Below are 26,565 nucleotides of genomic sequence, written 5' to 3' on the forward strand. Positions count from 1 at the left end.
TCAGGTGCCGCGCTCGCCTGTCACTCGGCCATCATCTCCTGCTGCAGGTCAAAGCCCCTGCGCTCCCGCACGCTCGTGCAGCCAGCGCCGAAACGCAAATCCCAGCCACAGCGCCGTGAACACGGCCGCGCCAAAGACCCAGCCCGACAGCGCGCCCGCCATGCTGCCCGACAGCAGCGTGCCTATGGTGCAGCCCAGCCCTATCATGGCGCCCCAGCCCAGCAAGGCGCCACCGGCCAGGCCGCGTGCCGCATCGCGCCAGGTGGGGCGGCGTGGCGTCCACTGGCGGCTGGCCACGGCAGCGCCCCAGGCACCGGCCACCAGGCCCAGCAGCAGCACGGCATGGGGCGTGAGCAGGCTGTTGAGCACGGCCGTGGCGCATCCGCCCAGGGTGTCCAGGCCGTGCAGGCGCTCGGGCACCCAGCCGCCTGCCTGGGCCCAGCCACGCACGGTGCTGCCCAGCGTGGTGGTCACGCCCAGCGGCCGCATGCGCACGATGGCGGCGGCCGCGATCAGGCCCACGGCCAGGCCGCCCAGCGCGGCGTTCCAGCGGTCTTGCCACAGTGACAGCCACAGCTGGCACAGGCCCGGTGGCTGCGCCGGTTCTGCCGCAGGCCGGGGCCGTGCGCGGCCCGAGCGCCCATGAATGCGCCAGACCCAGGCCGCCAGCAGGCCCAGCACGGCCAGTTGCAGCGCCAGCGCGCCGCCATAGCCCAGATGGGCCGGCAGCCAGATGACGGGCGCATCGGCAATGGCCAGGCTGTACAGCGGGTTCCAGCTGCGAAACCCCAGCACGAAGCCCAGGCCCGTGCCGACCAGGGCAAACGGCGCCACGGGCGAGCCCTCGCCCAGCCGGTACCAGTGGGCGCTGATGCACGATCCCGAGACCGACATGCCCGCTCCAAAGGCCAGGCCCGCAAGGACCAGCACCCAGCTCACGGGACCTATGTGCATGTCGGGCGGCAACTGCCCGGGCTGGGGCACGGCCACCCAGCTGCCCAGCACCACGGTCATGCCCGCCGATCCCACGGCCAGCGCCAGCAGGATGGAGAGCACGCCGCGCGGGTCGCCGAACTCGAACCAGTCGCGCGCATGGCAGTAAAAGCAAAAGCGCGAGCGCTGCAGCACCAGCCCCAGCAGCAGGCCCAGCGCCAGCGCAAAGACCAGGGTGCGCCCGCCGCCTTGCAGCTGCAGCTGCGCCGCCACAGGCCAGGCTGCGGCCAGCACGGCGGCCAAGGGCAGCCATCTGGTCCAGTCCCTTGCCCTGTGCCCGCCATTCACGTTCTGCGTGTGCTCACCGGTCACGCTTGTCATTCCTGCCCCCTTTGTTGTCATCCACGCATAAAAAAGGGGCCCGCAGTCTGCGGGCCCCAAAGGAGCCGAGCTTTTGCCAAAGCCACTCGTCACCACCCCTGATCCGTCAAACCAAGAGCACCGACACCCCTCGCCCGGCCCCCGCCTTCAAGACAGGTTGATCGACTGCAGGTTCATTTCGCGGCCCAGACCGTGCCGGCCGGGTTGTTGATCGGCACACCCACGGAGTTGCCGTATTCGGTCCACGAGCCGTCGTAGTTGCGCACCTGGTAGCCCAGGATCTTGGACAGCGCAAACCAGGTGTGGCTGGAGCGCTCGCCAATGCGGCAGTAGGTGATGACCGGCTTGCTGCCGTCGATGCCCACGCCCGCATAGAGCTTCTTGAGTTCTTCGGCGGACTTGAAGCTGCCGTCCTCGCGCACGGCCTGGCCCCAGGGCACGTTGACGGCGCCGGGGATGTGGCCGGCGCGGATGGCCAGCTCCGGCACGCCGGCCGGGGCGAAGACCTTGCCCTGGTATTCGTCGGACGAGCGGATGTCGACGAGCCTGGCGTCGCTGCGACCTTCGGCCGAGGCCAGCGCATCGGTCAGGCGCGCGCGCAGCGCGGTGTTGACCTTGCCCACGCGGTAGGTGGTGGCCGCATATTCCGGGGCGCGGTTGTTGAGGGGGCGGTTCTCGGCCTCCCACTTCTTGCGGCCGCCGTCCAGCAGCTTGACGTTCTGCACGCCATAGATGTCGAAGACCCAGGCCCCCCAGGCCGCGAACCAGTTGTTGGTATCGCCGTACAGCACAACCGTGGTGCCGTCCTTCACGCCGGCCTGCGACAGCAGTTTCTCGAACTGCTCCTTGCCCACGATGTCGCGGCGCACCTTGTCGTTGAGATCGTTGTGCCACGAGAAATTGACCGCGCCCGGCACATGGGAGCGCTCGTACAGGCCGGGGTTGACGCTGACCTCGACGATGCGCACGTCGGCGCGGTTGAGGTTGGCCGCCAGCCATTCGGTGCTGACCAGCGGACCTTCGGGAACGGGCGCATTGGCATGGGCCGTGCCGCCGATCAGGGCCGCGACGTACAGCACGGTGCAGGCACCCTGGCGCAGGGTGGCGGGGATGGTGGAGAAAGCGGTCGGCGTTGCCATCACGGTCCTTTGTTCGCAGTTGCGTTGATTGCTCGGTTGGGGTCGGGTTGCTCTGCAATGCAATGTAGGCAGGGGCGGGCCGGTTCCCAACTGCGCAATCCGCAGATGGATATGCGCCGCCAAGGCATGGACAGCGGCACCCCGGGTTCTCTGCTACCCTCGGGCGCCTATGTCAGCGCCCCTGTCTCCCGCCGTCGCGCAAGCGCCGCCGGCCATGTCCCCCGTCCTGGTCGTCATCCTGCTCGGCCTGCTGCTGGGGCTTCAGCCGCTGGCCACAGATCTGTACCTGCCCGCCCTGCCCTCGATACAGACGGCCTTCTCCACCCAGGTGTCCCAGGTGCAGCTCACGCTGACGGCCTTCCTGCTGGCCTTCGGCTGCTCGCAGCTGGCCTGGGGGCCGCTGTCCGACCGCTTCGGGCGCCGGCCCATCCTGCTGGCAGGCATGTCCATCTATGTGCTGGCCGCGCTGGGCAGCGCCAGCGCCGAGACCATGGAATCGCTGATTGCCTGGCGCGCGCTGCAGGGGGCATCGCTGGGCGCCGGCGTGATGTGCGCACGCGCCATGGTGCGCGACCTGTTCGCGCCGCACCTGGGTGCCCAGGTCATGTCCAAGGCGCTGACCGGGCTGGGCGTGATCGCCTTCCTGAGCCCCGTCAGCGGCAGCCTGCTGGTGGATTCGCTGGGCTGGCGCTCGACCATGCTGGCCCAGGCCGTGATGGGTGCGCTGGCCCTGCTGCTGGTGGCCCTGCGCTTCACGGAGACACTGGCCCGCACCAATCCCACGGCGCTGCAGCCGCTGGCCCTGGCGCGCAACTGGATCACCATCGTGCGCCACCCGGGATTCCAGTCCTACCAGTTGCTGACCTGCTGCACCTATGCGGCCCTGTTCACCAACCTGGCCGCATCTTCCTTCACCTATATCCATGTGCTGGGCGTGAGCCGCACGGGCTACGGCCTGCTGATGGGCAGCAATGCGCTGTGCTACATCGCGGGCACCTTCCTGTGCCGCTGGCTGCTGCAGCGCATGGATGTGCGGCGCGCCGTGCAGATTGCCGGGCTGGCCAGCCTGCTGTCGGCCACGGCCATCGGCATTGCGGCGCTGGCCGATGCGCGCAGCCTCTGGGCCTATGCCCTGCCCTTCTATATCTTCCAGATCGCCCATGGCGTGCACATGCCCTGCGGCCAGAGCAATGCCATCGCGCCCTTTCCGCAGTCGGCGGGCACGGCCTCGGCGCTCAACGGCTTCACCATGATGCTCATCGCCTTTGCCATGGGACACTGGCTGGGCCTGCACCTGGACGGCCAGTCCACCCGGCCCATGGCCTTCGGCATCTGGTTCTGGGGCGTGTGCACGGCCCTGGTCGCCTGGGGGCTGGTGCGCCGCCACGGCCGGGTCGATGGCCACCGCTGATTTTCATTTCCTGCGTTTGCGTTTTTTGAATGTCCACCGCTTCCACGCTCCCCTGCCTGGCCATCGCCGGCCCCACCGCTTCCGGCAAGACCGCTGCCGCCCTGGCCCTGGCCAGGCTGCTGGCCGAACGCGGCCAGGCCGCAGAAATCATCAGCGTGGACTCGGCCCTGGTCTATCGCGGCATGGACATCGGCACGGCCAAGCCCACGCCCGAAGAACTGGCTGCGTGCCCCCATCACCTGATCGATATCCGCGACCCGCTACAGGCCTACAGCGCGGCCGAATTCGTGCAGGACACGCAGCGCCTGGTGGCCGAGATTCACGCGCGCGGCGCCCTGCCGCTGCTGGTGGGCGGCACCATGCTGTATTTCAAGGCCCTGCAGGATGGCATTGACGACATGCCGGCCGCCGACCCCGCCGTGCGCGAGCGGCTGGACGCCCAGGCCACCGAGATCGGCTGGCCCGCCATGCATGCGCTGCTGGCCCAGGTCGATCCCGCCACGGCCGCACGCCTGGCGCCGGCCGACAGCCAGCGCATACAGCGCGCGCTGGAGGTCTGGCAGGTGTCGGGCAAGCCGCTGTCCAGCTTTCATACGCGCAGTGGCAAGAATGCCGAACAGGGACTGGTCAGCCCCGGCGGCTTCTTCTCGCTGGAGCCGCAGGACCGCGCCTGGCTGCATTCGCGCATCGCCCAGCGCTTCGACGCCATGCTGGACGCCGGTTTCATCGACGAAGTGCAGCAACTGCGCGCGCGCGGCGACCTGCACCTGGACCTGCCCTCCATCCGCTGCGTGGGCTACCGCCAGGCCTGGGAATCGCTGGACGGCCTGTACCCCATGGACTCGCTGCGCGAGCGCGGCATTGCCGCCACGCGCCAGCTGGCCAAGCGCCAGATCACCTGGCTGCGCAGCATGCCCGCCCGCCATGCCATTGCCTGCGATACGCCCGATGCCCAGCAGCAACTGCTGCAGGCAGCGATGGCCGTGGTGGCTGCAGCAAACCAGGCCCGCAACGGCTGAACAGGAAACCGCCTTCATGACTGCCGCGCCCCGGGACAACACGCCGCTGACTCAGCCGCCGCTGCTTCAGGTCCAGGGCCTGGCGCGGCGCTACCGCAACGACGGCGGCACGGAAACCGCCGTCTTCGAGAACGTGGACTGCAGCGTGGCGCGCGGCGAGTTCGTGGCCATCGTGGGTGACTCGGGCGTGGGCAAGTCCACCTTTCTCAACTGCCTGGCCGGGCTCGATGAGTGGCAGCAGGGCCGCGTGCTGCACGAAGGCCAGGACCTGTCGGCCCTGGATGAAACCGGCCGCGCGCTGTGGCGGCGCAGCCATGTGGGCTTCGTGTTCCAGGCCTTCCATGTGCTGCCGCACCTGGATGTCTGGCACAACGTGGCCCTGCCGCTGATGCTGCTGCAGCGGCTGGATGCGGCGGGCCGCCAGCGCGTGCAGCAACTGCTGCAGGCCGTCGGGCTGCAGGGGCTGGAGCAGCGCCTGCCCTGGCAGCTCAGCGGCGGCCAGCTGCAGCGCGTGGCGATTGCGCGTGCCCTGGTCCACGGCCCGGCCCTGCTGCTGGCCGACGAGCCCACCGGCAACCTGGACCCCGGCACGGCCGCCCAGGTCATGGAACTGCTGCTGCAGCAGACCCGGGAACACCAGGCCGCCCTGGTGCTGGTCACGCACTCCATCGAGGCCGCGCGCCGTGCCGACCGCGTGCTGCGCCTGACCGCGCAGGGCATGCAGCCCGCCTAGCGCCAGAGACCATCCGCCCATGCTCGCCCTGCTTCGCACCTTTTCCTGGCAGGAACTGCGCCAGCATCCCTGGCGCACGGCCACCGCCCTGGTGGCCATCATGCTGGGCGTGGCCCTGGGCTTTGCCGTGCACGTGATCAACCAGTCCGCGCTCGATGAGTTCTCGCGCGCCGTGCGCACGGTCAGCGGCCAGCCGGACCTGGAGCTGCGTGCCATGCAGGGCGGCCTGCCCGAATCGCTGTATGGCCGTGTTGCGCAGCAGCCCCAGGTCAGCCTGGCCGCACCCTGGATCGAAGCCACGGCCCTGGCCGGCACCGCCACGCCGGTGCAGTTGCGCGTGCTGGGCGGCGATGCGCTGCGGCTGGCGCCCGTGGCGCCTGCGCTCATGCCCCGGCTGTTCGATGGCGGCGGGCGGCTGGACCTGTTCGCGCCCGATGCGGTCTTCCTCAATGCAACGGCACTCGAAGCCCTGGGCCTGACGCCGGAGCAGGCGCGGCACACGCCCCTGCCATGGCAACTGGGCGGGCGCGCGCAGACCCTGCGCATCGCGGGCACGGTGGCCGCATCCGGCCCGCCGCTGGCCGTGATGGACATCGGTGCGCTGCAGGACAGCCTGCAGCGCTGGGGCCAGGTGGACCGCATCGATGTGCTGCTGGCCGAAGGCGCCACGCGCGAGTCCCTGCTGGCCGAACTGCGCCGCCTGCCCGACTGGCCCGCCCAGGCCCTGGCCAGCCGCCCCGGCGACGACCAGCAGCGCATAGCCGAGATGTCGCGCGCCTACCGCGTCAACCTCACGGTGCTGGCCCTGGTGGCGCTGTTCACGGGGGCGTTCCTGGTGTTCTCGGTGCTGGCGCTCAGCGTGGCCCAGCGCGCGCCGCAGTTCGCCCTGCTGGCCGTGCTGGGATTGACACCGCGCCAGCGCCTGGGCCTGGTGCTGCTGGAATCGCTGCTGCTGGGCATGGTGGGCAGCGCGGCCGGCATTGCGCTGGGTGCGGGACTGGCCTGGCTGGCCCTGCACCTGCTGGGCGGTGACCTGGGCGGCGGCTACTTTGCCGGCGTGCAGCCCGCGCTGCAGTGGAGCGCCAGCGCCGCGCTGACCTTTGGCCTGCTGGGCGTGGCCGCCACCGTGGCTGGCGGCTGGTGGCCGGCGCGCCAGGCCATGGAGTTGCCGCCTGCGGCCACGCTCAAGGGCCAGGGTGCGGGCTCCGAACGCGCGGCGCGCGGCCTGCCGGCCCTGCTGCTGATGGCAGCCAGCGTGGCCCTGGCCTTTGTGCCGCCCGTGGCCGGCATTCCCCTGGCCGCCTATGTCGCCGTGGCCCTGCTGCTTCTGGGTGGCATGGCCGCCCTGCCCTGGCTGTTGGGCCAGCTGTTGCGCCTGGTGCCGCAATCGCTGCTGCGCCAGCCGCTGGCCCTGCTGCCCGTGGAACGCGCACGGCGCATGCGCCGCAGCACCACGGTGGCCGTGGGCGGCGTGGTGGCCAGCCTGAGCCTGGCCGTGGCGCTGACCGTGATGGTGGCCAGCTTCAGGGACAGCATGATCGCCTGGCTGGATGCCGTGCTGCCCGCCCCGCTGTACCTGCGCACGGCCGGCAGCGCAGGCCGTGCCGATGCCGCGCCCCTGCCCGCCGATCTGGCCGCGCGCATTGCCGCCCTGCCTGGCGTGCAGCGCGCCCAGCCCATGCGCAGCACCAGCCTGTGGCTCAGCCCGGATCGCCCTGCCGTCAGCCTGCTGCTGCGTCCGCTGCATGGCCCCCAGGGCCAGCAGTTGCCGTGGATACAAGGCCCCGTGCAAGCGCCCGCTGGCAGCACGCCCGTCTATGTCAGTGAAGCCGTGGCCCAACTCTATGGCGTGCGGCCGGGCCAGGAGTGGCCGCTGCTGGCCCAGGCCCTGCCGTCGGAAGATTCCCGCGTGTTTGTGGCCGGCATCTGGCGCGACTATGTGCGCCAGTTCGGCGCCATCGCCATGGACTGGGACGACTACCAACGGCTTGCCGACGGCAGCGCCACCACGGCAGGCCCCACCGAAATCGCCATCTGGCCGGACGGCGACGACACGGCCACGGCGCAGCAGTTGCAGGCGCGCATCCAGTCGCTGATGGCCGGGCCGGGCGCCGCGCAGGCACTGGAGTTCGCCAGCAGCGGCGCGCTGCGCGAGCGCTCCATGCGCATCTTCGACCGCAGCTTTGCCGTGACCTACTGGCTGCAGGCCGTGGCCATCGGCATCGGCCTGTTCGGCATCGCGGCCAGCTTCAGCGCCCAGGTGCTGGCACGGCGCAAGGAATTCGGCCTGCTCGCCCACCTGGGCCTGACGCGGCGCGACATCCTGGCCGTGGTGGCCGGCGAAGGCATGGCCTGGACCACGGCGGGCGCCATCGCGGGCAGCCTGCTGGGCCTGGGTGTGGCCGCGATCCTGGTGCATGTGGTGAATCCGCAAAGCTTTCACTGGACCATGGAGCTGTCCCTGCCCTGGCCCCGCCTTTTGGCGCTGGCTGCCAGCGTGATCGCGGCAGGCACGCTGACGGCCTGGCTGGCCGGGCGTGCGGCTGCAGGGCGCGAGGCAGTGCTGGCGGTCAAGGAGGATTGGTAAGAGGCAGCCTGCGACAATGGCCACCATGCCGCACACCACCTCCCCCTGGCTGCATGAAGCCATTAACCGCATCGAGGCCGACTACCAGCGCAGTGCCGACACGCACCTGATACCGCTGCCCCTGCCCGGCTTTGCCGGCCTGGGGATCGATCTCTACCTCAAGGACGAATCCACCCATCCCACGGGCAGCCTCAAGCACCGGCTGGCGCGCTCGCTGTTTCTCTATGCGCTGTGCAATGGCTGGGTGCATGAGGGCTCGACCATCGTCGAGGCATCGAGCGGCTCCACGGCCGTGAGCGAGGCCTACTTCGCGCGCCTGCTGGGCCTGCCCTTCGTGGCCGTGATGCCGCGCAGCACCTCGGTGGAGAAGATTGCACTGATCGAGTTCTACGGCGGCCGCTGCCATCTGGTGGACAGCGCCGCCCAGGTCTACGACGAGGCACGCGCCGTGGCCGCGCAGGCCGGCGGCCACTACATGGACCAGTTCACCTATGCCGAGCGCGCCACCGACTGGCGTGGCAACAACAATATTGCGGAGAGCATGTTCACCCAGATGCGGCGCGAGCGCCATGCCGTGCCGCGCTGGATCGTGGTGGGCGCGGGCACGGGCGGCACCAGTGCCACCATCGGCCGCTACGTGCGTTTCCAGCGCCATGCCACGGGCATCTGCGTGGCCGACCCCGAGGGCTCGGTGTTCGCCGCCTACCACCGCACGGGCGATGCCACCCTCACCGCGCCGGGCTCGCGCATCGAGGGCATAGGCCGCCCGCGCGTGGAGCCCAGCTTCGTGCGCACGCTGGTGGACCGCATGGAGGAAGTGGCGGACTGCGATTCCCTGGCCGCCATGCGCAGCCTGTCCGCACTGCTGGGCCGGCGCGTGGGGCCGTCCACGGGCACCAACTACGTGGCCATGCTCAGGCTGGCCAGCGAGATGCGCCAGCGCGGCGAGCAGGGCTCCATTCTTTCGCTGCTGTGCGATGCGGGCGAACGCTACCTGCCCACCTACCACGATGCGGACTGGGTGATGCAGCGCATCGGCGACTGCGGCCCGGCCCAGGCACGCATTGCGCAGCTGCAAGGCTGATCCATGCATGCCCTGCCCCGCCGCCATCTGCTGGGCCTGGCTGCCGGCCTGGGCCTGGCGGCGGCAGGACTGCCCGCCCAGGCACTGCCGCCACGCACGCTGGTCTTCCCGCGCGACCATGGCAGCCACCCCGGGCTGCGCACCGAGTGGTGGTACATCACCGGCCAGGCACGCGCGGCGGGCCGGGCCTGGGGTTTCCAGATCACCTTCTTCCGCTCGCGCGTGCAGGCCACGCAGGAGCTGCGCTCCGCCTTTGCGGCGCGCCAGCTGCTGTTTGCCCATGCGGCGCTGTGCGATGTGCAGGGCGCCCGCCTGCACCACGACCAGCGCATCGCGCGCGCAGGCTTTGGCATTGCCCAGGCCAGCGAGACCGATGCCGACGTGCGGCTGCAGGACTGGTCGCTGCGGCGCACCGATGAAGGCACCGGTAACGGCGAGGCCGAACGCTACACCACCCGCATACGCAGCACCGCATTCGCACTGGACCTGCGCTTCGAGACCCGCGAGCACCCGCTGCTGCAGGGCCGCGCCGGCCTGTCGCGCAAGGGTCCCGAACCCGATCAGGCCAGCTACTACTACAGCCGCCCGCAACTGCAGGTGAGCGGCACGCTGGAGCTGGCAGGCCAGCGCATGGCGATAGAAGCCGCACGCGAGCCCGGCGACAACCGCGCCTGGCTGGACCATGAATGGAGCCAGGCCCTGCTGCACCCCGAGGCCGTGGGCTGGGACTGGATAGGCATGAACCTGTTCGACGGCGGCGCGCTCACGGCCTTCCGAGTGCGCCGCAGCGATGGCAGCGCGCTGTGGGCCGGAGGCTCGCTGCGCGGCGCCGATGGCAAGGTACAGGTCTTCGCCCACGATGCCGTGCAGTTCACACCACGGCGCCACTGGAGCAGCCCCGTCAGCGGCGCGCGCTACCCCGTGCAATGGCAGGTGGACACGCCCGCTGGCCGTTTCTCGGTGAACGCCCTGGTCGATGACCAGGAGCTGGACAGCAGCGCCTCCACCGGCGCCATCTACTGGGAGGGCCTGTGCAGCCTGCAAAAGCCCACCGGCCCGGGCCAGGAGGCGCGAGCCGGTCAGGGATATCTGGAGATGACGGGCTACGCCCGGCCGCTGCAGTTGTAGCTATGGCAGTCAACAGCATGGGCACGTAGCCCACCCCCTTGAAACCGTCCCAACCCGGCTCTCAAGGGGTACGCTTTTTCTGCAGCCGGACGATCAGCTCGCCCATGATGCCCTTGCGGAACAGCAGCACGCAGACCACGAAGATCAGGCCCGTGACGATGGTCACCGACTCGCCCAGCGTGGAGAACCACTCCACGCCCGTGAGGCGCTGCAGGAAGAGGCCGAACTCGCCGATCTTGTTCTCCAGCATGACCACCACGGCCGAGCCCAGGATGGGGCCGGACAGCGTGCCCAGGCCGCCCATCAGCGTCATCAGGATCACGTGGCCGGAGGTGGTCCAGTGCACATCCGACAGCGTGGCAAAGCCCAGCACCACGGTCTTGAGCGAACCGGCCAGGCCCGTGAGCGCGGCCGAGATCACGAAGGCCAGCAGCTTGAAGCGCGCCACGTCATAGCCCAGCGAGGTCGCGCGCGGCTCGTTCTCCTTGATGGCCTTGAGCACCTGGCCGAAGGGCGAGTGGATGGTGCGCACGATCAGCAGGAAGGCCAGGACCACGATGACCAGCGTGACGTAGTACATGGTCATGTCGCTGGCCAGGTCGATGAGGCCGAACAGCTTGCCGCGCGGCACGCCCTGCAGCCCGTCCTCGCCGCCCGTGAAGGGCGCCTGCAGGCACACGAAGAACAGCATCTGGGCCAGCGCCAGCGTGATCATGGAAAAGTAGATGCCCTGGCGGCGGATGGCCAGCCAGCCGAAGATCAGCCCCAGCAGCGCGCCGCCGGCCGTGCCGGCCAGCATGGCCAGCTCGGGCGTGAAGCCCCAGCCCTTGATGGCGTAGCCCGTCACATAGGCCGCGCCGCCCAGGAAGGCCGCGTGGCCGAAGGACAGCAGGCCCGTGTAGCCCAGCAGCAGGTTGAAGGCCGAGGCGAACAGTGCGAAGCACATGAGCTTCATCACGAACACCGGATACGCGCCCAGCAGGGGCGCCGCCAGCAGGCCCAGCAGCAGCAGGCCATAGCCCCAGGGGGCAATGCGTTGAACGAGAGTCTTGGATTTCATGTGGTCGGCCCCTTGTCCTCGTTCTTGTTATTTCTCTTTGCCGAACAGGCCGGCGGGGCGGATGAGCAAAACGATGACCATGATGAAGAACACCACGGTGGACGATGCCTCGGGCCAGAAGACCTTGGTCAGGCCCTCGATCACCCCCAGGCCCAGGCCGGTGAGGATGGAGCCCATGATGGAGCCCATGCCTCCGATCACCACCACGGCGAAGACCACGATGATGAGGTTCTGCCCCATCAGCGGCGTGACCTGGTAGACGGGCGCCGCCAGCACGCCGGCAAACGCCGCCAGCGCCGCGCCGAAGGCATAGGTCAGCGTGATCATCACGGGCACGTTGACGCCGAAGGCCTCGACCAGGCGCGGGTTCTCGGTGCCGGCCCGCAGGTAGGCGCCGATGCGCGTCTTCTCGATCATGAACCAGGTGGCCACGCAGACCACGATGGAGGCGAGCACCACCCATGCGCGGTAGTTGGGCAGGATCATGAAGCCCAGGTTGGTCGCGCCCTCCAGCAGCTCGGGCGTGTCATAGCCCAGGCCCGAGACGCCGTAGACCGAGCGGAACAGCCCCTCGATCAGCAGCGACAGGCCCAGGGTCAGCAGCAGGCCGTAGAGATGGTCGAGCTTGTAGATCCAGCGCAACAGGAAGCGCTCGATCAGCACCCCCAGCAGGCCCACCAGCAGCGGCGACAGCACCAGCATCACCCAGTAGTTGATGTTGAAGTAGCTCATGGCCATCCAGGTGACCATGGCGCCCAGCATGAACAACGCGCCGTGGGCGAAGTTGATCACGTTGAGCAGGCCGAAGATCACCGCCAGCCCCAGGCTGAGGATGGCGTAGAACGAGCCGTTGACCAGCCCCAGAAGGAGCTGGCTCATCAGGCCTGGCAGGGAAACACCAAAGATTTCCATGGGATGCAGCTGTCGTGGTTGGCCGGGTGGCGGTTGGGGGTCAGTGGCGGCGCGGCGTTACTTCCACAGCGCGCACTTGGTCTCGGCCTTGGTGGTCCAGACCTGGTCGGCGGGCAGCGTGGCCACGACCTTCAGGTAGTCCCAGGGCTTCTTGGACTCGGCGGGCTTCTTGACCTCGACCAGGTACATGTCGTGGGCAAAGGTGCCGTCGGGACGGATCGAGCCCTTGCCGTAGAAGTCGTCGATGGGCGTGCTCTTGAGATGGGCCATGACCTTGTCGGCATCCGTGGACTTCACGGCCTGCACGGCCTTGAGGTAGCTGGTCACGGCCGAGTAGTCGGCGGCCTGGATGGAGGTGGGCATGCGCTTGGTCTTGGCAAAGAAGCGCTCGGCGAACTTGCGCGCCGCGTCGTTCTGGTCCCAGTACCAGCTGGTGGTGAACTGCATGCCTTCGGTGTTCTTCAGGCCCAGGCTGTGGATGTCGGTCAGGAACACCAGCAGGCCCACGGTCTTCATGCTCTTGTTGATGCCGAATTCCTTGGCCGCCTTGATGGCGTTGATGGTGTCGCCACCGGCATTGGCCAGGCCCAGGATCTGGGCCTTGGAGGCCTGCGCCTGCAGCAGGAAGGACGAGAAGTCCGAGGCATTGAGCGGATGCTTGACGCCGCCCACCACCTTGCCGCCCTTGGCCTTGATCACCGCCGTGGTGTCGTTCTCCAGCGCGTGGCCGAAGGCGTAGTCTGCCGTCAGGAAGAACCAGTCCTTGCCGCCGCGCTCCACCACGGCCGTGCCCGTGCCCTTGGCCAGGGCCACGGTGTCATAGGCGTAGTGCACGGTGTAGGGATTGCACTGCTCGTTGGTCAGCGCCGACGAGCCTGCGCCGCTGTTGAAGTGCACGCGCTTTTTCTCATTGGCCACCTGCGACACCGCCAGGGCCGTTCCGGAGTTGGTGCCGCTGAACACCAGCGAGATACCCTGCGTGTCCACCCACTCGCGCACCTTGGAGGCGGCGATGTCGGCCTTGTTCTGGTGGTCGGCGCTCAGCAGCTCGATGGGCTGGCCCAGCACCTTGCCGCCGAAGTCATCGATGGCCATCTGCATCGCGGTGACGGCATTCTTGCCTTCCACGTCCGCATAGAGGCTGGACATGTCGGTCACGAAGCCGATCTTCACCTTCTCCTGTGCCATGGCAAGCGGGCTGGCCAGGCCGGCGGCGGCCAGCATGCACGACAGTGCGGTCAGTTTTGCTTTCATTGGTGTCTCCTTCGCGTTGATGTCTTGGGTTTTTTGTCACAGGGCCATGGCAGGAATGCAGCCGGCGAGCCCCAGGCGCCAGCCACGATGGATATCCGGGTCAGACTCCGAGCAGTTCGTTGAGCACGGGCATCTTGGCCTGCAGCTCGGCCGCGCCGAAACGCTCGACCACATGGCCGTGCTCGACCACGTAGAAGCGGTCGGCCAGCGGCGCCGCGAAGTGGAAGTTCTGCTCCACCATCACCACGGTGTAGCCCTTGGTGCGCAGCATGGTGATCATGCGGGCCAGCGCCTGCACGATGACGGGGGCCAGGCCTTCGGAGATCTCGTCGAGCAGCAGCAGCCGCGCGCCGGTACGCAAAATGCGCGCCACCGCCAGCATCTGCTGCTCGCCGCCCGACAGGCGCGTGCCCTGGCTGTGGCGGCGCTCGGCCAGGTTGGGGAACATGGCGTAGATCTCGTCCACGCTCATGCCCTGCTGGCCGGTCTTGAGCGGCGGCGGCAGCATCAGGTTCTCCTCGCACGAGAGGCTGGAGAAGATGCCGCGCTCTTCCGGGCAGTAGCCCACGCCCAGGTGGGCAATGCGGTGCGTGGGCAGGTGGATGGCCTCCACGCCATTGATCCTGATCGAGCCCTTGCGTGCGCCCGTCAGCCCCATGATGGCGCGCAGCGTGGACGTGCGGCCCGCGCCGTTGCGTCCCAGCAGCGTGACCACCTCGCCGGGCTGGACCACCAGGTCCATGCCGTGCAGCACATGGGATTCGCCGTACCAGGCCTGCAGGCCCTTGATTTCCAATGCCGGTGCAGTCATCTCAATGCGCTCCCTGCAACTGGCCGTCGGTGGTGCCCATATACGCTTCCATCACTTGCGGGTTGCGCGAAACTTCCTCGTATGGCCCCTCGGCCAGCACGGCGCCGCGCTGCAGCACCGTGATGCGGTCGGCGATGGTGGAGATCACCTTCATGTTGTGCTCCACCATGAGAATCGTGCGGCCTGCCGAGACCTTCTTGATCAGCTGGGTCACGCGGTCCACGTCTTCGTGGCCCATGCCCTGGGTGGGCTCGTCCAGCAGCATCAGCTCGGGCTCCATGGCCAGAGTGGTGGCGATCTCCAGCGCGCGCTTGCGGCCATAGGGCAGGTTGACGGTGACCTCGTCGGCCAGGTCCTGCAGGCCGACTTCGGACAGCAGCTGCATGGCGCGGTCATTGAGCATGGACAGGCTTTTTTCGCTGCGCCAGAAATGGAACTCGGTGCCCAGCTTGCGCTGCAGGCCGATACGCACGTTCTCCAGCAGCGTGCAATGCGGGAAGACGGCCGAGATCTGGAAGGACCGGATCACGCCACGGCGCGCGATCTGCGCCGGCGCCTCCTGCGTGATGTCCTCGCCGTTGAAACGGATGGTGCCGGAGGTGGGCTCCAGGAACTTGGTCAGCAGATTGAAGCAGGTGGTCTTGCCTGCGCCATTGGGGCCGATCAAGGCATGGATGGAGCCGCGGCGCACCGAAAGGTCCACCTTGCTCACCGCCGTAAATCCCTTGAACTCTTTGGTCAGGTTCCGGGTTTCGAGAATAACGTCGCTCATGTGCGCTTCGCCTGCTCCGTTGATGCTGCCAGCCGCCAACGCGTCGCCAGAGGCTCTGGTGGGCGTTGTGCAGGGTCGGACGCATCGTAGGCTTGCCGACGTTGTGCACCGCAGCGGGAAAACGCCTACGTAGGTGCTCCTAAGCACAGGCCCTGCCCCGCACTGCAGCATGGCGCATCAAGACGAGTCGCCGCAAAAACAAGAAGCAACCACTCACACTTGAAATAATCAAGCAGTCACGGGGCTGCAAGGCGCCGCGGCTGCAGGCGGGCCCTAGGGTTCTCCATCACCTCGGCCCGGCGACGCCCACGCGGAAGGCCAGAGCGCTTCCAAAGAGATAGCAAACTACCCTTTTTGCGGCTTGGCAGACAGCGACCAATGTCTGCTGCCTTACGGGAAACACCCAGGTGGGCAATCTCCCTGTGGCCTGCTCAGTCACTATGCGAAAAGCCGCGGATATGCTTGGGTTTGTCGCCCCATCAATTGAATGGCGACAAAGCGACTCAAATCGCTATTCAATTAATAGCACCAGGTGATTGCCTGGCATGGGAATTGGCGATCGATCGCCATGAGCGCAATTGTCGCCGCCAAGACAGCATGTGCCCGGAGCGAGTTACTGCAGCGTTTCCTTGCTGCCTTGCGGCAAGGCCAATGGAACCACGGCAATGCCTTCGTCCAGCAATTGCATGGCCTGCTCGGGACTGGCCTTGCCGCGGATGGCGCGCTCTTCGGTCTCGCCATAGTGCATGCGGCGGGCTTCATCGGCAAAGCGTTCGCCCACGTCCTCGGTCTGCTGCGCGACCTTGCGCGACCACTGCAGCCAGGCGGCCTGCATGGCCTGCAATTGCTCACGCGCCTGGGGCGGCATGGCCGTTGAAGCAGCGGCTGCCGAGCTGGCGGCCGAGGCGGCTGCAGCAGGCTCTGCCGCCGCAGCCGGGGGCAAGCTTGCAGGCTTGGCGCCAAGATTGATGCGGGGGGCGCTCAGGCGCTTGGTGATGTCGCTGTGGCCGCAGACGGGGCACAGCACCAGCTGGCGCTGCAGCTGGCTCTGGAAATCCTCTTCCGAGGCGAACCAGCCCTCGAAGAGATGGCCCTGCGGGCAATGGAGGTCGAGCACTTTCATCGCGCACCCTCATCCATGAAGCAACCGGCACCGCGGCCTCAGCCGCGGCGGTGAATCAGGAAACGATAGACGAAACCCGGGAATGCCAGTGTCAGGAACAACGCCCCCGTGATGGCATAGAACTCCCAGCCCTGGGGTGCAATCTGCCCCACGCGGCGCTCCAGCAGCAGCGCCACGCCGCCGACGATGAAGTACAGCAGCACCATCTCCAGCAGGCACAGGGCCAGCGGCTTGCGCTGGGTGCGCAGCGGCCCCAGCTGCAGCCAGCGGGGGTTGAAGAAAGGCAAATTGGCTGCCACAAGGGCAGCCAATATCACGAGCCAGATCGAAGCGGTTTGCGACAAGCCGATGTCCTCACCGCAGGGCCTTGCGCGCAAGGCCCTGCACAGGGAAAGTGGATCAGGAAGCCAGGGCGCGCACGACGGCGTCGGCGCACAGGGCCATCAGGCCGCCGGGCAGGATGCCCAGACCCAGCACCAGGGCGCCATTGAGGGTCAGCACCACGCGCACGTCCAGCGAAGCGGAAACGCTGGTGGCGGTGATGGGCTCATCGAAGTACATGACCTTGACGACGCGCAGGTAGTAGAAGGCACCGATCAGCGACATGACCACGGCGAACACGGCCAGGGCGATGTACAGGCTGTGGCCCGAAGCCACCAGCGCCTGCAGCACCGACAGCTTGGCGTAGAAGCCGACCAGGGGCGGAATGCCGGCCATGGAGAACAGGCAGATCGCCATCACGCCGGCATACAGCGGGCTGCGCTGGTTCAGGCCGGCAAAGTCGGCGACCTCTTCGCTCTCGAAGCCTTCGCGGGCCAGCAGCTGGATCACGCCGAAGGCGGCCAGCGTGGTCAGCACATAGGTCACCACGTAGAACATGGCCGAGCTGTAGGCGTTCTCGACGGTGGCCGGATCGACCTTGCCGTCGACCACACCCGACATCAGGCCCAGCAGCACGAAGCCCATCTGCGAGATGGTCGAGTAGGCCAGCATGCGCTTGAGGTTGGTCTGCTGCAGGCCGGCCAGGTTGCCGACCAGCAGAGAGGCAATGGCAAGCACGGCCAGCATCTGCTGCCAGTCGATGGCCAGCGGCAGCAGGCCGTCCACCAGCAGGCGGATGACGATGGCGAAGGCCGCCAGCTTGGGCGCGCCACCGATCATGGTGGTGATGGCCGTGGGAGCGCCCTGGTACACGTCGGGGACCCACATGTGGAAGGGAACCACGCCCAGCTTGAAGGCCAGGCCGGAGACCACGAAGACCAGGCCGAACACCAGCACCTGGTGCTTGATTTCGCCCGAGTTGATGGCCTTGAACACCTGGCCGATGTCCAGCGAACCGGTCGCGCCGTAGAGCATGGACATGCCGTACAGCAGGAAGCCGCTGGCCATGGCGCCAAGCACGAAGTACTTCATCGCGGCCTCGACCGAAGCCGTGTGGTCGCGGCGCAGCGCCACCAGGGCGTAGCTGGACAGCGTCAGCAGCTCCAGGCCCAGGTAGATGACCAGGAAGTTGTTGCCCGAGATCATGATGAACATGCCCAGCAGCGCGAGCATGGCCAACGTGAAGAGCTCGCCGCCGCGCAGCATGTCGCGGTCGGCGGCATAGGGTCGGCCGTAGACCAGGGTGACCATCATGGCCACGGTGGCGAAACACTTGAGCCAGTTGCCCATGGCGTCGGAGACGACCATGTTGCCCCAGCCATAGAACGTGTTGCCACTGGAGGCATACATGCCTTGCAGCACGGCCACCACGCCCAGGGTCAGCAGTGTCAGAACATAGGTGCCCGTGCGGCGTGGGCTTTTGACGCCCAGGTCCACCAGGGCGATCACGCAGGCCATGACCAGGAGAAGGATCTCCGGATAGATGGCCAGCCAGCTGATGTTGTCAATCATCTCGATTCTCTCGTTTCAGTCTGGTCACTGCAGCTTGCTCATGGCCACATGCTTGAGCAGCTCGGCCACGGACACATCCATCACGTCAGTGAAGGGCTTGGGATACAGGCCCATGTACAGCACGGCGATGGCCAGCAGACCCAGCACCAGGAACTCGCGGTTGCCGATGTCGGTCAGGCCGCGCACATTGTCATTGGTGACAGGACCCAGGTAGACGCGCTTGTACATCCACAGCGTATAGGCCGCGCCGAAGATCAGCGCCGTGGCAGCGCCCAGGCCGATCCAGAAGTTGTATTGCACGGCGCCCAGGATCACCATCCACTCGCCGACGAAGCCGGCCGTCGCGGGCAGGCCGCAGTTGGCCATGGCGAACAGCAGAGCGAAGGCCGCGAACTTGGGCATGGTGTTGACCACGCCGCCGTAGGAAGCGATTTCACGCGAGTGCACGCGGTCGTAGAGCACGCCGATGCACAGGAACATGGCGCCCGACACGAAGCCGTGGGCAATCATCTGCACGATGCCGCCAGCAACGCCCAGCGGGTTGAAGATGAAGAAGCCCAGGGTCACGAAGCCCATGTGGGCCACGGACGAGTAGGCCACCAGCTTCTTCATGTCCTTTTGCACCAGAGCGACCACGCCCACGTAGATCACGGCGATCAGCGACAGGGCGATGACCAGCCAGGCCCACTTGTGCGAGGCATCGGGTGCGATGGGCATGGAAAAGCGCAGGAAACCGTAGGCGCCCAGCTTCAGCATGATGGCGGCCAGCACGGCGGAGCCGCCGGTGGGCGCTTCCACGTGCACGTCGGGCAGCCAGGTGTGGACCGGCCACATCGGCACCTTCACGGCAAAGGCCGCGAAGAAGGCGAAGAAGATCAGCGTCTGGGCCGTCATGGACAGCGGCAGCTTGTGCCAGTCGAGGATCTCGAAGCTGCCACCCGACTGGGTGTACAGGTAGATCACGGCGACCAGGGTCAGCAGCGAACCCATCAGCGTGTACAGGAAGAACTTGAAGGCCGCATAGATGCGGTTGGGACCGCCCCAGATGCCGATGATCAGGTACATCGGGATCAGCGTGGCCTCGAAGAACACGTAGAACAGCAGGCCGTCCAGCGCGCTGAACACGCCGACCATCAGGCCGGACAGGATCAGGAAGGCGCCCATGTACTGGTTCACGCGCTCGGTGATGTTCTCCCACGACGCGATCACGACGATCACGGTGATGAAGGCGGTCAGCGGCACGAACCAGAACGAGATGCCATCCACGCCCAGGTGGTAGTGGATGTTGAAGCGCTCGATCCACAGCGCCTTCTCCACGAACTGCATGGCAGCCGTGCTGTTGTCGAACTGCTGTATCAGCGGCAGCGTGACGGCCAGGCCTGCCAGCGCGCCGACCAGGGCCAGCCAGCGCACTGCCTTGACCTGATCCTCGCGGCCCAGGGCCAGCAGGAGGGCGCCGAAGGCGATCGGCACCCAGATTGAAAGACTCAACCAATGCATTTTTGTTCTTCCCCTACTACTTGTTGAGCCACACGAAATACGTCATGAGAGCGAACACGCCCAGCAGCATGACCAACGCGTAGTGATAGAGATAGCCCGACTGCAGCTTGCGCACCCACTGGCCGATGCGGCCGATGAGCTTCCACGAGCCGTTGACGATGCCGCCATCGATGATGGCCTGGTCGCCGACCTTCCAGAAGAAGCTGCCGAAGGCGCGTGCGCCGCGGGCGAAGATGTTCTCGTAGACCCAGTCCACGCCGTACTTGCCTTCCAGTGCCTGGTAGACACCGATCTTCTGCATGGACGACTTGATGGCGGCAGGCACTTCGGGCTTGACCATGTAGAACAGGTAGGAGACGACGACGCCTGCCAGTGCCAGCCAGAACGGCGCGGCCGTGAAGCCGTGCAGCGCCATGGGCACCCAGCCGTGGATCTTCTCGGCCAGCTCGGCCATGGCGCCGTGCTTGCTGCCATCGACGTGGATCACGCCCTTGAAGAAATCACCGAACAGCATGGGCATCAGTGCCAGGGCACCGATCACCACCGAGGGGATGGCCAGCAGCATCAGCGGGCCGGTCACGACCAGCGGCGACTCATGCGGCTTGGCATCGTGGCCATGGCCGTGGTGGTCGTCATGGGCGTGGTGGTCATCGTGGCCATGGTGGTGCGCATCGGGATTCTGGTCGTAGCGCTCCTTGCCGTGGAAGACGATGAAGTACAGGCGGAAGGAGTAGAAGGCCGTGATGAACACGCCGGCCAGCACCGCGAAGTTGGCGAAGCCAGCACCCGGCAGGTTGGTGGCGTGCACGGCCTCGATGATGGCGTCCTTCGAGTAGAAGCCCGAGAAGAACGGCGTGCCGATCAGCGCCAGGTTGCCCAGCAGGAACGTGATCCAGGTGATGGGCATGTACTTGCGCACGCCGCCCATCCAGCGGATGTCCTGGTTGTGGTGCATGCCCATGATCACCGAGCCGGCGCCAAGGAACAGCAGGGCCTTGAAGAAGGCGTGGGTCATCAGGTGGAACACGGCCACCGAGTAGGCCGAGGCGCCCAGGGCCACGGTCATGTAGCCCAGCTGCGACAGCGTGGAGTACGCGATCACGCGCTTGATGTCGTTCTGGATGATGCCCAGCACGCCCATGAACAGCGCCGTGATGGAGCCGATCACCAGGATGAAGCTCAGCGCGGTGTCCGACAGCTCGTACAGCGGCGACATGCGCGAGACCATGAAGATGCCGGCCGTCACCATGGTGGCGGCGTGGATCAGTGCCGAGATGGGGGTCGGGCCTTCCATCGAATCGGGCAGCCAGGCATGCAGCGGGAACTGGGCCGACTTGCCCATGGCGCCGATGAACAGGCAGATGGCCGTCACCGTCACCAGCAGCCAGCCGGTGCCCGGCAGCAGGGTGTTCTGGATCTCGGGCAGCTTGGCGAAGATCTCGCCATAGTTCATGGTGCCCGTGTAGGCAGCGATCAGGCCGATGCCCAGGATGAAGCCGAAGTCGCCCACGCGGTTGACCAGGAAGGCCTTCATGTTGGCGAAGATGGCCGAGGGCTTGTTGTAGTAGAAGCCGATCAGCAGATACGACACCAGGCCCACGGCTTCCCAGCCGAAGAACAGCTGCAGCAGGTTGTTGCTCATGACGAGCATCAACATGGAGAAGGTGAACAGCGAGATGTAGGAGAAGAAACGGTTGTAGCCGTCATCTTCCTGCATGTAGCCGATGGTGTAGATGTGCACCATCAGCGACACGAAGGTCACCACGCACATCATCATGGCCGTGATGCTGTCGATCAGGAAACCGACTTCCATCTTCAGCCCACCGATTTCCATCCAGGTGTAGATGGACTGGTCGAAGCGCGCCCCGTCGAAGATCACGCTGTTGAAGGTGATGGCCGACAGGATGAAGGCGATCAGCACGCCCAAAATCGTGAGGGAATGGCTGCCGCCGCGACCGATCTTGTTGCCGCCGAAGGCCGTGCCCCAGATACCCGCGAGCGCGGAACCCGCCAGCGGTGCCAGCGGCACCGCCAGGAGCATGGATGCAGAGAGTGTTTGACTCATTCTTAAGAACCTTGCAAGTTACGGCGGACTCAACCCTTGAGGGAGTTGAGATCTTCCGCATTGATGCTGGTCTTGTTGCGGAACAGAAGCACCAGGATCGCCAGACCGATGGCCGACTCGGCCGCTGCCACTGTCAGGATGAAGAACACGAACACCTGTCCGTGCATGTCACCCAGATAGCTGGAGAAGGCCACGAAGTTCATGTTGACGGCCAGGAGCATCAGCTCGATGGCCATCAGCAGCACGATCAGGTTCTTGCGGTTCAGAAAGATGCCAACGACGGAGAGCGCGAACAGCATGGCGCCCAGCGTCAAGTAATGGCCCAAAGTCAGCGTCATGCTTTTGTCTCCACGGCGGGGGTTGCCTCGGCGGCCGGTGCCTGCGGCGCCTGGGTGACCGGCACCTTGACCAGCTCGAGGCGATCCTTTGCGCGCACGCGGATCTGCTGGGCCGGGTTCACTGCCTTGCTGTCCTTGCGCTTGCGCAGGGTCAGGGCGATGGCGGCGATCATGGCCACCAGCAGGATCACGGCAGCGATCTCGACGGGGTACAGGTATTCGGTGTACAGCAGCTTGCCCAGGGCCTGGGTGTTGGAGTACTGCACGGTCTGGCCGGCAGCGTTGACCGTGGCCGCAATGGCCTTGGGCTCCTCGACGCCGCTGAAGCCGCCCATCAGCACCATGCCCATTTCAAAGGCGATCAGTGCGCCGATCAGGGCAGCGAAGGGGAAATGCTTCCAGAAGCCCTGGCGCACGGCGTCGATGCGGATGTCCAGCATCATCACCACGAACAGGAACAGCACCATCACGGCGCCCAGGTAGACCAGCACCAGGGTCACGCCCAGGAACTCGGCCTTGAGCAAAAGCCAGATGCCGGCAGCCTGCGAGAAGGCCAGGATCAGGTTGAGCACGGCGTGCACGGGGTTGCGCGCCGTGACGACCCGGAAGGCTGCAAACAGCAGCACGACCGAGAACAGATAGAAGAAACCAGTTTTGGCGTCCATGGATCGAATCTTTTCAAGTGATCAAGGAGCCGCTTCAGCGGTACTTGGCGTCCGCAGCCTTGGCGGCGGCAATCTCGGGTTCGTAGCGATCGCCAACGGCCAGCAGCATGTCCTTGGTGAAGTACAGGTCGCCGCGCTTTTCTCCGTGGTATTCGAAGATATGCGTCTCGACGATGGAATCCACCGGGCAGCTTTCCTCGCAGAAGCCGCAGAAGATGCACTTGGTCAGGTCGATGTCGTAGCGCGTGGTGCGGCGCGAGCCGTCGTCACGCACATCGGACTCGATGGTGATGGCCATGGCCGGGCAGACCGCTTCGCACAGCTTGCAGGCGATGCAGCGCTCTTCGCCGTTGTCATAACGGCGCAGGGCGTGCAGTCCGCGAAAACGCGGCGACAGAGGTGTCTTTTCTTCGGGGAACTGCACCGTGACCTTGCGGCGGAAGGTGTAGCGGCCAGTCAGGGCCATGCCCTTGGCCAGTTCCCAGAGCATGAAGCTCTTGAAGAAATCTTTGATCGAAAATGGGGTAGCAGCAACCGCAGACATTCTTGCTCCGCTCAGTTCCAGATGTTCCAAGGCGAGTGCATCCAGCCACCCACGATGACCAGCCACACCAGGGTGACGGGAATGAAGATCTTCCAGCCCAGACGCATGATCTGGTCATAGCGAAAGCGCGGGAAGGTGGCACGGATCCAGATGAACATGGACACGACCAGGAAAGTCTTCGCCGCCAGCCAGATCCATCCGGGGATGAACGACAGGAAGTCGAACGGAGGCAGCCAGCCGCCCAGGAACATGATCACGGCCAGGATGGACACCAGCCACATGCTGGCGTACTCGGCCAGGAAGAAGATGGCAAAGCCCATGCCCGAGTACTCGACCATGTGGCCGGCCACGATTTCGGCTTCGCCTTCGACCACGTCGAAGGGGTGGCGGTTGGTCTCAGCCACGGCCGAGATCAGGTACACCACGAAGATCGGCAGCAGCGGCAGCCAGTTCCACGACAGGACGCTGGCACCCATGCTGGCGAACTGGCCCTGGCCCTGGCTCAGCACGATCTGCGTCAGATTCATGCTGCCCGTGACCATGATCACCACCAGGAAGCAGAAGCCCAGCGCGATCTCGTAGCTGACCATCTGCGCCGAGGCGCGCAGCGCGCCCAGGAAGGCGTACTTGGAGTTGGAGGCCCAGCCGGCAATGATCACGCCATAGACTTCGATGGACGTGATGGCCATGATCAGCAGCAGGCCGGCGTTGACGTTGGCCAGCGCCACTTCGGGACCGAAGGGGATCGCCACCCATGCCGCCAGGGCGGGCATGATGGCCATCACGGGACCCACGTAGAACAGGCCCTTGGCGGCAGCCGTGGGCTGGATCAGTTCTTTGGTCAGCAGCTTCAGGCCATCGGCCAGGGGCTGCAGCAGGCCGAAGGGACCCACGCGGTTGGGACCCATGCGAACCTGCATGAAGCCCAGCAGCTTGCGCTCCCACAGCGTCAGGTAGGCCACGGCGCCCATCAGCGGGGCGACGATGGCGACGATGCCCAGCAGGATCCAGAGCACGGGCCAGGCCACGTCGGTCCACCAGGGGGCGGCGATCAGGCCGGCACCGGCCGTCTTGAGTGCGTCAATCATGCGGCGCCTCCCTCACGAGCCTGACGTGCATCTGCCGTCAGTTGCAGCGACGTCGCGCGGCGCACGATGCTGTCGAGCTGATAAATGCTGGCCACCACGGGCGCGGCATGGCCAGCGCCGTTGGCGATGGAATTCACGGCAGGCGCACCATTGCCCAGCAGGTTGGCCGGCACGCTGGTGGCGCCGGCGGTGGCGGCTGCGAGCACGTCCTGCGACGTCTCGTAGTCCACGCCCTGCACGCCCAGCAGGTTGGCCAGAACGCGCAGCACCTTCCAGCCCGGACGGGCTTCGGCCAGCGGCTTGACCACGGCATGGAAGCTTTGCAGGCGGCCTTCGGCGTTGACGAAGCTGCCCGAGGTTTCCGTGAACGGGGCGATGGGCAGCAGCACGTCGCTGAATTCCATGTTGGCCTTGAACGGGCTCAGGGTCACGACCATCTCGGCCTTGCCCAGTGCCTCTGCGGCGCGGGCGCCGGCAGCGGAGTCGAACACGGGTTCGTTGTTCAGCAGCAGCACGGCCTTGAGGCCGCCGGCCAGCATCTGGCCTGCGTTCAGGCCCGAAGCGGCAGGCTGTGCGCCCACCCACTGCGCGCCCACCGTGTTGGCGGCTTCGGTCAGGTAGCCGACCGAGGCGCCGGTCTGCTCGGCAATCCAGTTGGCCAGCGACAGCAGGGTCGATGCCTGTGCGTGGTGCGCAGCGGCATTGCCCAGCAAGATGGCCTTGCGCTCGCCGCGCAGCAGCGCGGTGGCAATGGCCTGGGCCTCGGCATGCACGTTGGCGGCGGCCACGGGAGCGGCAACACCCTTTTCCTGCGCCACGGCGGCAGCCACATCGGCCAGCGCCTGGGCCCAGTCCGGGGCTGCCACGATGGACGCCGTCACCGGCATGGCCCAGTCGTAGACACGCTCATTGATGGCGAGCACGGTGCAGCCCTGTTTGGCCGCCTGGCGGATGCGCTGCGCGAACAGCGGATGGTCCTTGCGCAGGTTGGAGCCGAGCACCAGGACGCCTTGCAGCTTGGACAGCGAGGCGATGGGCGTGCCCAGCCACTGCACGCCCTGGGCGGCGGTGAACTCGGCATTGCGCAGGCGATGGTCGATGTTCTCGCTGCCCAGGCCGCGCACCAGCTTGCCTGCCAGGAACAGCTCTTCCAGCGTGCTGTGCGGGCTGACCAGCGCACCGATGGCGGAGGCGCCATGGTCGTTCTTGATCTGGCGCAGGCCGTTGGCCACGTATTCGAGGGCCGTCTGCCAGTCGACTTCCTTCCACTCACCGCCCTGCTTGAGCATGGGGCGGGTCAGGCGTTCGTCACTGTTCAGGGCTTCGTAGGAGAAGCGGTCGCGGTCGGCGATCCAGCACTCGTTGACCTCTTCGTTCTCGAAGGGCACGACGCGCAGGACCTTGTGGTTCTTGACCTGGACGATGAGGTTGGCACCCGTGGAATCATGGGGCGAGACCGACTTGCGGCGCGACAGCTCCCAGGTGCGGGCGCTGTAGCGGAAGGGCTTGCTGGTCAGCGCGCCCACGGGGCAGATGTCGATCATGTTGCCCGACAGCTCGGAGTCCACCGTATCGCCCACCACCGTGGTGATCTCGGAGTGCTCGCCGCGGTTGATCATGCCCAGCTCCATCACGCCGGACACTTCCTGTCCGAAGCGCACGCAGCGGGTGCAGTGGATGCAGCGGCTCATCTCCTGCATGGAGATCAGCGGGCCCACGTCCTTGTGGAAGACCACGCGCTTTTCTTCCTCGTAGCGCGAGGCGGAGCTGCCGTAGCCCACGGCCAGATCCTGCAGCTGACATTCGCCGCCCTGATCGCAGATCGGGCAGTCCAGCGGGTGATTGATGAGCAGGAACTCCATCACCGATTGCTGTGCCTTGATCGCCTTCTCGCTCTTGGTGCGCACGATCATGCCCTGCGTCACGGGCGTGGCGCAGGCGGGCATGGGCTTGGGGGCCTTTTCCACGTCCACCAGGCACATGCGGCAGTTGGCGGCGATGGAAAGTTTCTTGTGGTAGCAGAAATGCGGGATGTAGGTGCCTGCCTTCTCGGCTGCATGCATGACCATGCAGCCCTCGGCGACCTCCACCTTCTTTCCGTCCAGTTCAATTTCAACCATATGCT

At 66.5% G+C, this 26,565-nt stretch carries 23 protein-coding genes; 6 read left to right on the forward strand and 17 right to left on the reverse strand.

The features are described from left to right. Positions 1 to 48: 48 nt before the first annotated feature. Both ACF8ML_RS14590 and ACF8ML_RS14595 read right to left on the reverse strand, forming a co-directional pair. Positions 49 to 1,314 (reverse strand): YeeE/YedE family protein, encoded by a 1,266-nt coding sequence (locus tag ACF8ML_RS14590; protein WP_392407297.1) that lies wholly within the window; start codon positions 1,312 to 1,314, stop codon positions 49 to 51. A gap of 173 nt (positions 1,315 to 1,487) precedes the next feature. After that, on the reverse strand, positions 1,488 to 2,453 hold the full coding sequence (locus tag ACF8ML_RS14595; protein WP_288896355.1) for a sulfurtransferase: 966 nt from the start codon (positions 2,451 to 2,453) through the stop codon (positions 1,488 to 1,490). Between the two features lie 214 nt (positions 2,454 to 2,667). Between ACF8ML_RS14595 and ACF8ML_RS14600 the strand changes: the two genes are divergently transcribed. From ACF8ML_RS14600 to ACF8ML_RS14625, 6 genes are read left to right on the forward strand one after another with little or no spacing between them, the layout of a single operon-like run. Continuing rightward, positions 2,668 to 3,864 carry a multidrug effflux MFS transporter gene (locus tag ACF8ML_RS14600; RefSeq protein ID WP_312840762.1) on the forward strand — a complete coding sequence of 399 codons (1,197 nt, stop codon included), beginning with the start codon at positions 2,668 to 2,670 and terminating at the stop codon, positions 3,862 to 3,864. Between the two features lie 29 nt (positions 3,865 to 3,893). Then, entirely contained in the window at positions 3,894 to 4,883 is a 990-nt protein-coding gene (gene miaA / locus ACF8ML_RS14605; RefSeq protein ID WP_392407299.1) for a tRNA (adenosine(37)-N6)-dimethylallyltransferase MiaA, read from the forward strand. A gap of 16 nt (positions 4,884 to 4,899) precedes the next feature. Continuing rightward, positions 4,900 to 5,616, forward strand: a complete 717-nt coding sequence (locus ACF8ML_RS14610; protein ID WP_013801071.1) for an ABC transporter ATP-binding protein — start codon at positions 4,900 to 4,902, stop codon at positions 5,614 to 5,616. Between the two features lie 19 nt (positions 5,617 to 5,635). Continuing rightward, entirely contained in the window at positions 5,636 to 8,203 is a 2,568-nt protein-coding gene (locus tag ACF8ML_RS14615; protein WP_392407300.1) for an FtsX-like permease family protein, read from the forward strand. Between the two features lie 16 nt (positions 8,204 to 8,219). Next, positions 8,220 to 9,287, forward strand: a complete 1,068-nt coding sequence (locus ACF8ML_RS14620; RefSeq protein WP_046239121.1) for a PLP-dependent cysteine synthase family protein — start codon at positions 8,220 to 8,222, stop codon at positions 9,285 to 9,287. A 3-nt stretch (positions 9,288 to 9,290) separates the two neighbouring features. Further along, a complete protein-coding gene (locus ACF8ML_RS14625) occupies positions 9,291 to 10,415 on the forward strand; it encodes a lipocalin-like domain-containing protein (RefSeq protein ID WP_392407302.1) in 1,125 nt (374 codons plus the stop codon). A gap of 61 nt (positions 10,416 to 10,476) precedes the next feature. On the opposite strand, the gene ACF8ML_RS14630 is transcribed toward ACF8ML_RS14625, so the two are convergent. The 15 genes from ACF8ML_RS14630 to nuoG all read right to left on the reverse strand — a co-directional run bounded on the left by ACF8ML_RS14630 (position 10,477) and on the right by nuoG (position 26,560). Continuing rightward, positions 10,477 to 11,475, reverse strand: coding sequence for a branched-chain amino acid ABC transporter permease (locus ACF8ML_RS14630; protein ID WP_016447695.1), 999 nt, complete (start codon positions 11,473 to 11,475; stop codon positions 10,477 to 10,479). Positions 11,476 to 11,502: 27 nt separating this feature from the next. Further along, positions 11,503 to 12,387, reverse strand: a complete 885-nt coding sequence (locus tag ACF8ML_RS14635) for a branched-chain amino acid ABC transporter permease (RefSeq protein ID WP_012206960.1) — start codon at positions 12,385 to 12,387, stop codon at positions 11,503 to 11,505. Positions 12,388 to 12,444: 57 nt separating this feature from the next. Continuing rightward, positions 12,445 to 13,641 carry an ABC transporter substrate-binding protein gene (locus ACF8ML_RS14640; protein ID WP_016447696.1) on the reverse strand — a complete coding sequence of 399 codons (1,197 nt, stop codon included), beginning with the start codon at positions 13,639 to 13,641 and terminating at the stop codon, positions 12,445 to 12,447. Between the two features lie 100 nt (positions 13,642 to 13,741). Beyond that, positions 13,742 to 14,452: an ABC transporter ATP-binding protein gene (locus ACF8ML_RS14645; protein ID WP_016447697.1), complete on the reverse strand. Its 711-nt coding sequence runs from the start codon at positions 14,450 to 14,452 to the stop codon at positions 13,742 to 13,744. Position 14,453: 1 nt separating this feature from the next. Further along, positions 14,454 to 15,224, reverse strand: coding sequence for an ABC transporter ATP-binding protein (locus ACF8ML_RS14650; protein WP_016447698.1), 771 nt, complete (start codon positions 15,222 to 15,224; stop codon positions 14,454 to 14,456). Positions 15,225 to 15,837: 613 nt separating this feature from the next. Next, positions 15,838 to 16,347: a DUF1178 family protein gene (locus tag ACF8ML_RS14655; RefSeq protein WP_209801637.1), complete on the reverse strand. Its 510-nt coding sequence runs from the start codon at positions 16,345 to 16,347 to the stop codon at positions 15,838 to 15,840. Between the two features lie 38 nt (positions 16,348 to 16,385). Then, on the reverse strand, positions 16,386 to 16,691 hold the full coding sequence (locus tag ACF8ML_RS14660) for a DUF2818 family protein (protein ID WP_016447700.1): 306 nt from the start codon (positions 16,689 to 16,691) through the stop codon (positions 16,386 to 16,388). Positions 16,692 to 16,746: 55 nt separating this feature from the next. Continuing rightward, on the reverse strand, positions 16,747 to 18,240 hold the full coding sequence (gene nuoN / locus ACF8ML_RS14665; protein WP_016447701.1) for an NADH-quinone oxidoreductase subunit NuoN: 1,494 nt from the start codon (positions 18,238 to 18,240) through the stop codon (positions 16,747 to 16,749). Between the two features lie 24 nt (positions 18,241 to 18,264). After that, positions 18,265 to 19,740 (reverse strand): NADH-quinone oxidoreductase subunit M, encoded by a 1,476-nt coding sequence (locus tag ACF8ML_RS14670; protein ID WP_392407303.1) that lies wholly within the window; start codon positions 19,738 to 19,740, stop codon positions 18,265 to 18,267. Positions 19,741 to 19,756: 16 nt separating this feature from the next. Next, a complete protein-coding gene (nuoL, locus tag ACF8ML_RS14675; RefSeq protein WP_026062052.1) occupies positions 19,757 to 21,805 on the reverse strand; it encodes an NADH-quinone oxidoreductase subunit L in 2,049 nt (682 codons plus the stop codon). A 29-nt stretch (positions 21,806 to 21,834) separates the two neighbouring features. After that, on the reverse strand, positions 21,835 to 22,143 hold the full coding sequence (gene nuoK, locus ACF8ML_RS14680) for an NADH-quinone oxidoreductase subunit NuoK (RefSeq protein WP_016447704.1): 309 nt from the start codon (positions 22,141 to 22,143) through the stop codon (positions 21,835 to 21,837). Then, entirely contained in the window at positions 22,140 to 22,808 is a 669-nt protein-coding gene (locus ACF8ML_RS14685) for an NADH-quinone oxidoreductase subunit J (protein ID WP_012206970.1), read from the reverse strand. The genes nuoK and ACF8ML_RS14685 overlap by 4 nt, the downstream gene beginning before the upstream one ends. Positions 22,809 to 22,842: 34 nt before the next feature. Next, positions 22,843 to 23,352, reverse strand: coding sequence for an NADH-quinone oxidoreductase subunit NuoI (nuoI, locus tag ACF8ML_RS14690; protein ID WP_016447705.1), 510 nt, complete (start codon positions 23,350 to 23,352; stop codon positions 22,843 to 22,845). 11 nt (positions 23,353 to 23,363) lie between these two features. Continuing rightward, positions 23,364 to 24,440 (reverse strand): NADH-quinone oxidoreductase subunit NuoH, encoded by a 1,077-nt coding sequence (nuoH, locus tag ACF8ML_RS14695; RefSeq protein WP_016447706.1) that lies wholly within the window; start codon positions 24,438 to 24,440, stop codon positions 23,364 to 23,366. Next, complete coding sequence (gene nuoG, locus ACF8ML_RS14700) at positions 24,437 to 26,560, reverse strand: NADH-quinone oxidoreductase subunit NuoG (protein WP_126310776.1); 2,124 nt, start codon at positions 26,558 to 26,560, stop codon at positions 24,437 to 24,439. Before nuoG ends, nuoH begins: the two co-directional genes overlap by 4 nt. Positions 26,561 to 26,565: the final 5 nt, after the last annotated feature.

This window comes from Delftia sp. WSY_10 (assembly GCF_043104705.1).
Classification (GTDB): domain Bacteria; phylum Pseudomonadota; class Gammaproteobacteria; order Burkholderiales; family Burkholderiaceae_C; genus Comamonas; species Comamonas tsuruhatensis.

What these genes read in the sequence shown, in the direction of transcription:
- ACF8ML_RS14590 (WP_392407297.1), bottom strand. Translation starts at nt 1,314, where the DNA reads ATGACAAGCGTGACCGGTGAGCACACGCAGAACGTGAATGGCGGGCAC.
- ACF8ML_RS14595 (WP_288896355.1), bottom strand. Translation starts at nt 2,453, where the DNA reads ATGGCAACGCCGACCGCTTTCTCCACCATCCCCGCCACCCTGCGCCAG.
- ACF8ML_RS14600 (WP_312840762.1), top strand. Translation starts at nt 2,668, where the DNA reads ATGTCCCCCGTCCTGGTCGTCATCCTGCTCGGCCTGCTGCTGGGGCTT.
- miaA (WP_392407299.1), top strand. Translation starts at nt 3,894, where the DNA reads ATGTCCACCGCTTCCACGCTCCCCTGCCTGGCCATCGCCGGCCCCACC.
- ACF8ML_RS14610 (WP_013801071.1), top strand. Translation starts at nt 4,900, where the DNA reads ATGACTGCCGCGCCCCGGGACAACACGCCGCTGACTCAGCCGCCGCTG.
- ACF8ML_RS14615 (WP_392407300.1), top strand. Translation starts at nt 5,636, where the DNA reads ATGCTCGCCCTGCTTCGCACCTTTTCCTGGCAGGAACTGCGCCAGCAT.
- ACF8ML_RS14620 (WP_046239121.1), top strand. Translation starts at nt 8,220, where the DNA reads ATGGCCACCATGCCGCACACCACCTCCCCCTGGCTGCATGAAGCCATT.
- ACF8ML_RS14625 (WP_392407302.1), top strand. Translation starts at nt 9,291, where the DNA reads ATGCATGCCCTGCCCCGCCGCCATCTGCTGGGCCTGGCTGCCGGCCTG.
- ACF8ML_RS14630 (WP_016447695.1), bottom strand. Translation starts at nt 11,475, where the DNA reads ATGAAATCCAAGACTCTCGTTCAACGCATTGCCCCCTGGGGCTATGGC.
- ACF8ML_RS14635 (WP_012206960.1), bottom strand. Translation starts at nt 12,387, where the DNA reads ATGGAAATCTTTGGTGTTTCCCTGCCAGGCCTGATGAGCCAGCTCCTT.
- ACF8ML_RS14640 (WP_016447696.1), bottom strand. Translation starts at nt 13,641, where the DNA reads ATGAAAGCAAAACTGACCGCACTGTCGTGCATGCTGGCCGCCGCCGGC.
- ACF8ML_RS14645 (WP_016447697.1), bottom strand. Translation starts at nt 14,452, where the DNA reads ATGACTGCACCGGCATTGGAAATCAAGGGCCTGCAGGCCTGGTACGGC.
- ACF8ML_RS14650 (WP_016447698.1), bottom strand. Translation starts at nt 15,224, where the DNA reads ATGAGCGACGTTATTCTCGAAACCCGGAACCTGACCAAAGAGTTCAAG.
- ACF8ML_RS14655 (WP_209801637.1), bottom strand. Translation starts at nt 16,347, where the DNA reads ATGAAAGTGCTCGACCTCCATTGCCCGCAGGGCCATCTCTTCGAGGGC.
- nuoN (WP_016447701.1), bottom strand. Translation starts at nt 18,240, where the DNA reads ATGATTGACAACATCAGCTGGCTGGCCATCTATCCGGAGATCCTTCTC.
- ACF8ML_RS14670 (WP_392407303.1), bottom strand. Translation starts at nt 19,740, where the DNA reads ATGCATTGGTTGAGTCTTTCAATCTGGGTGCCGATCGCCTTCGGCGCC.
- nuoL (WP_026062052.1), bottom strand. Translation starts at nt 21,805, where the DNA reads ATGAGTCAAACACTCTCTGCATCCATGCTCCTGGCGGTGCCGCTGGCA.
- nuoK (WP_016447704.1), bottom strand. Translation starts at nt 22,143, where the DNA reads ATGACGCTGACTTTGGGCCATTACTTGACGCTGGGCGCCATGCTGTTC.
- ACF8ML_RS14685 (WP_012206970.1), bottom strand. Translation starts at nt 22,808, where the DNA reads ATGGACGCCAAAACTGGTTTCTTCTATCTGTTCTCGGTCGTGCTGCTG.
- nuoI (WP_016447705.1), bottom strand. Translation starts at nt 23,352, where the DNA reads ATGTCTGCGGTTGCTGCTACCCCATTTTCGATCAAAGATTTCTTCAAG.
- nuoH (WP_016447706.1), bottom strand. Translation starts at nt 24,440, where the DNA reads ATGATTGACGCACTCAAGACGGCCGGTGCCGGCCTGATCGCCGCCCCC.
- nuoG (WP_126310776.1), bottom strand. Translation starts at nt 26,560, where the DNA reads ATGGTTGAAATTGAACTGGACGGAAAGAAGGTGGAGGTCGCCGAGGGC.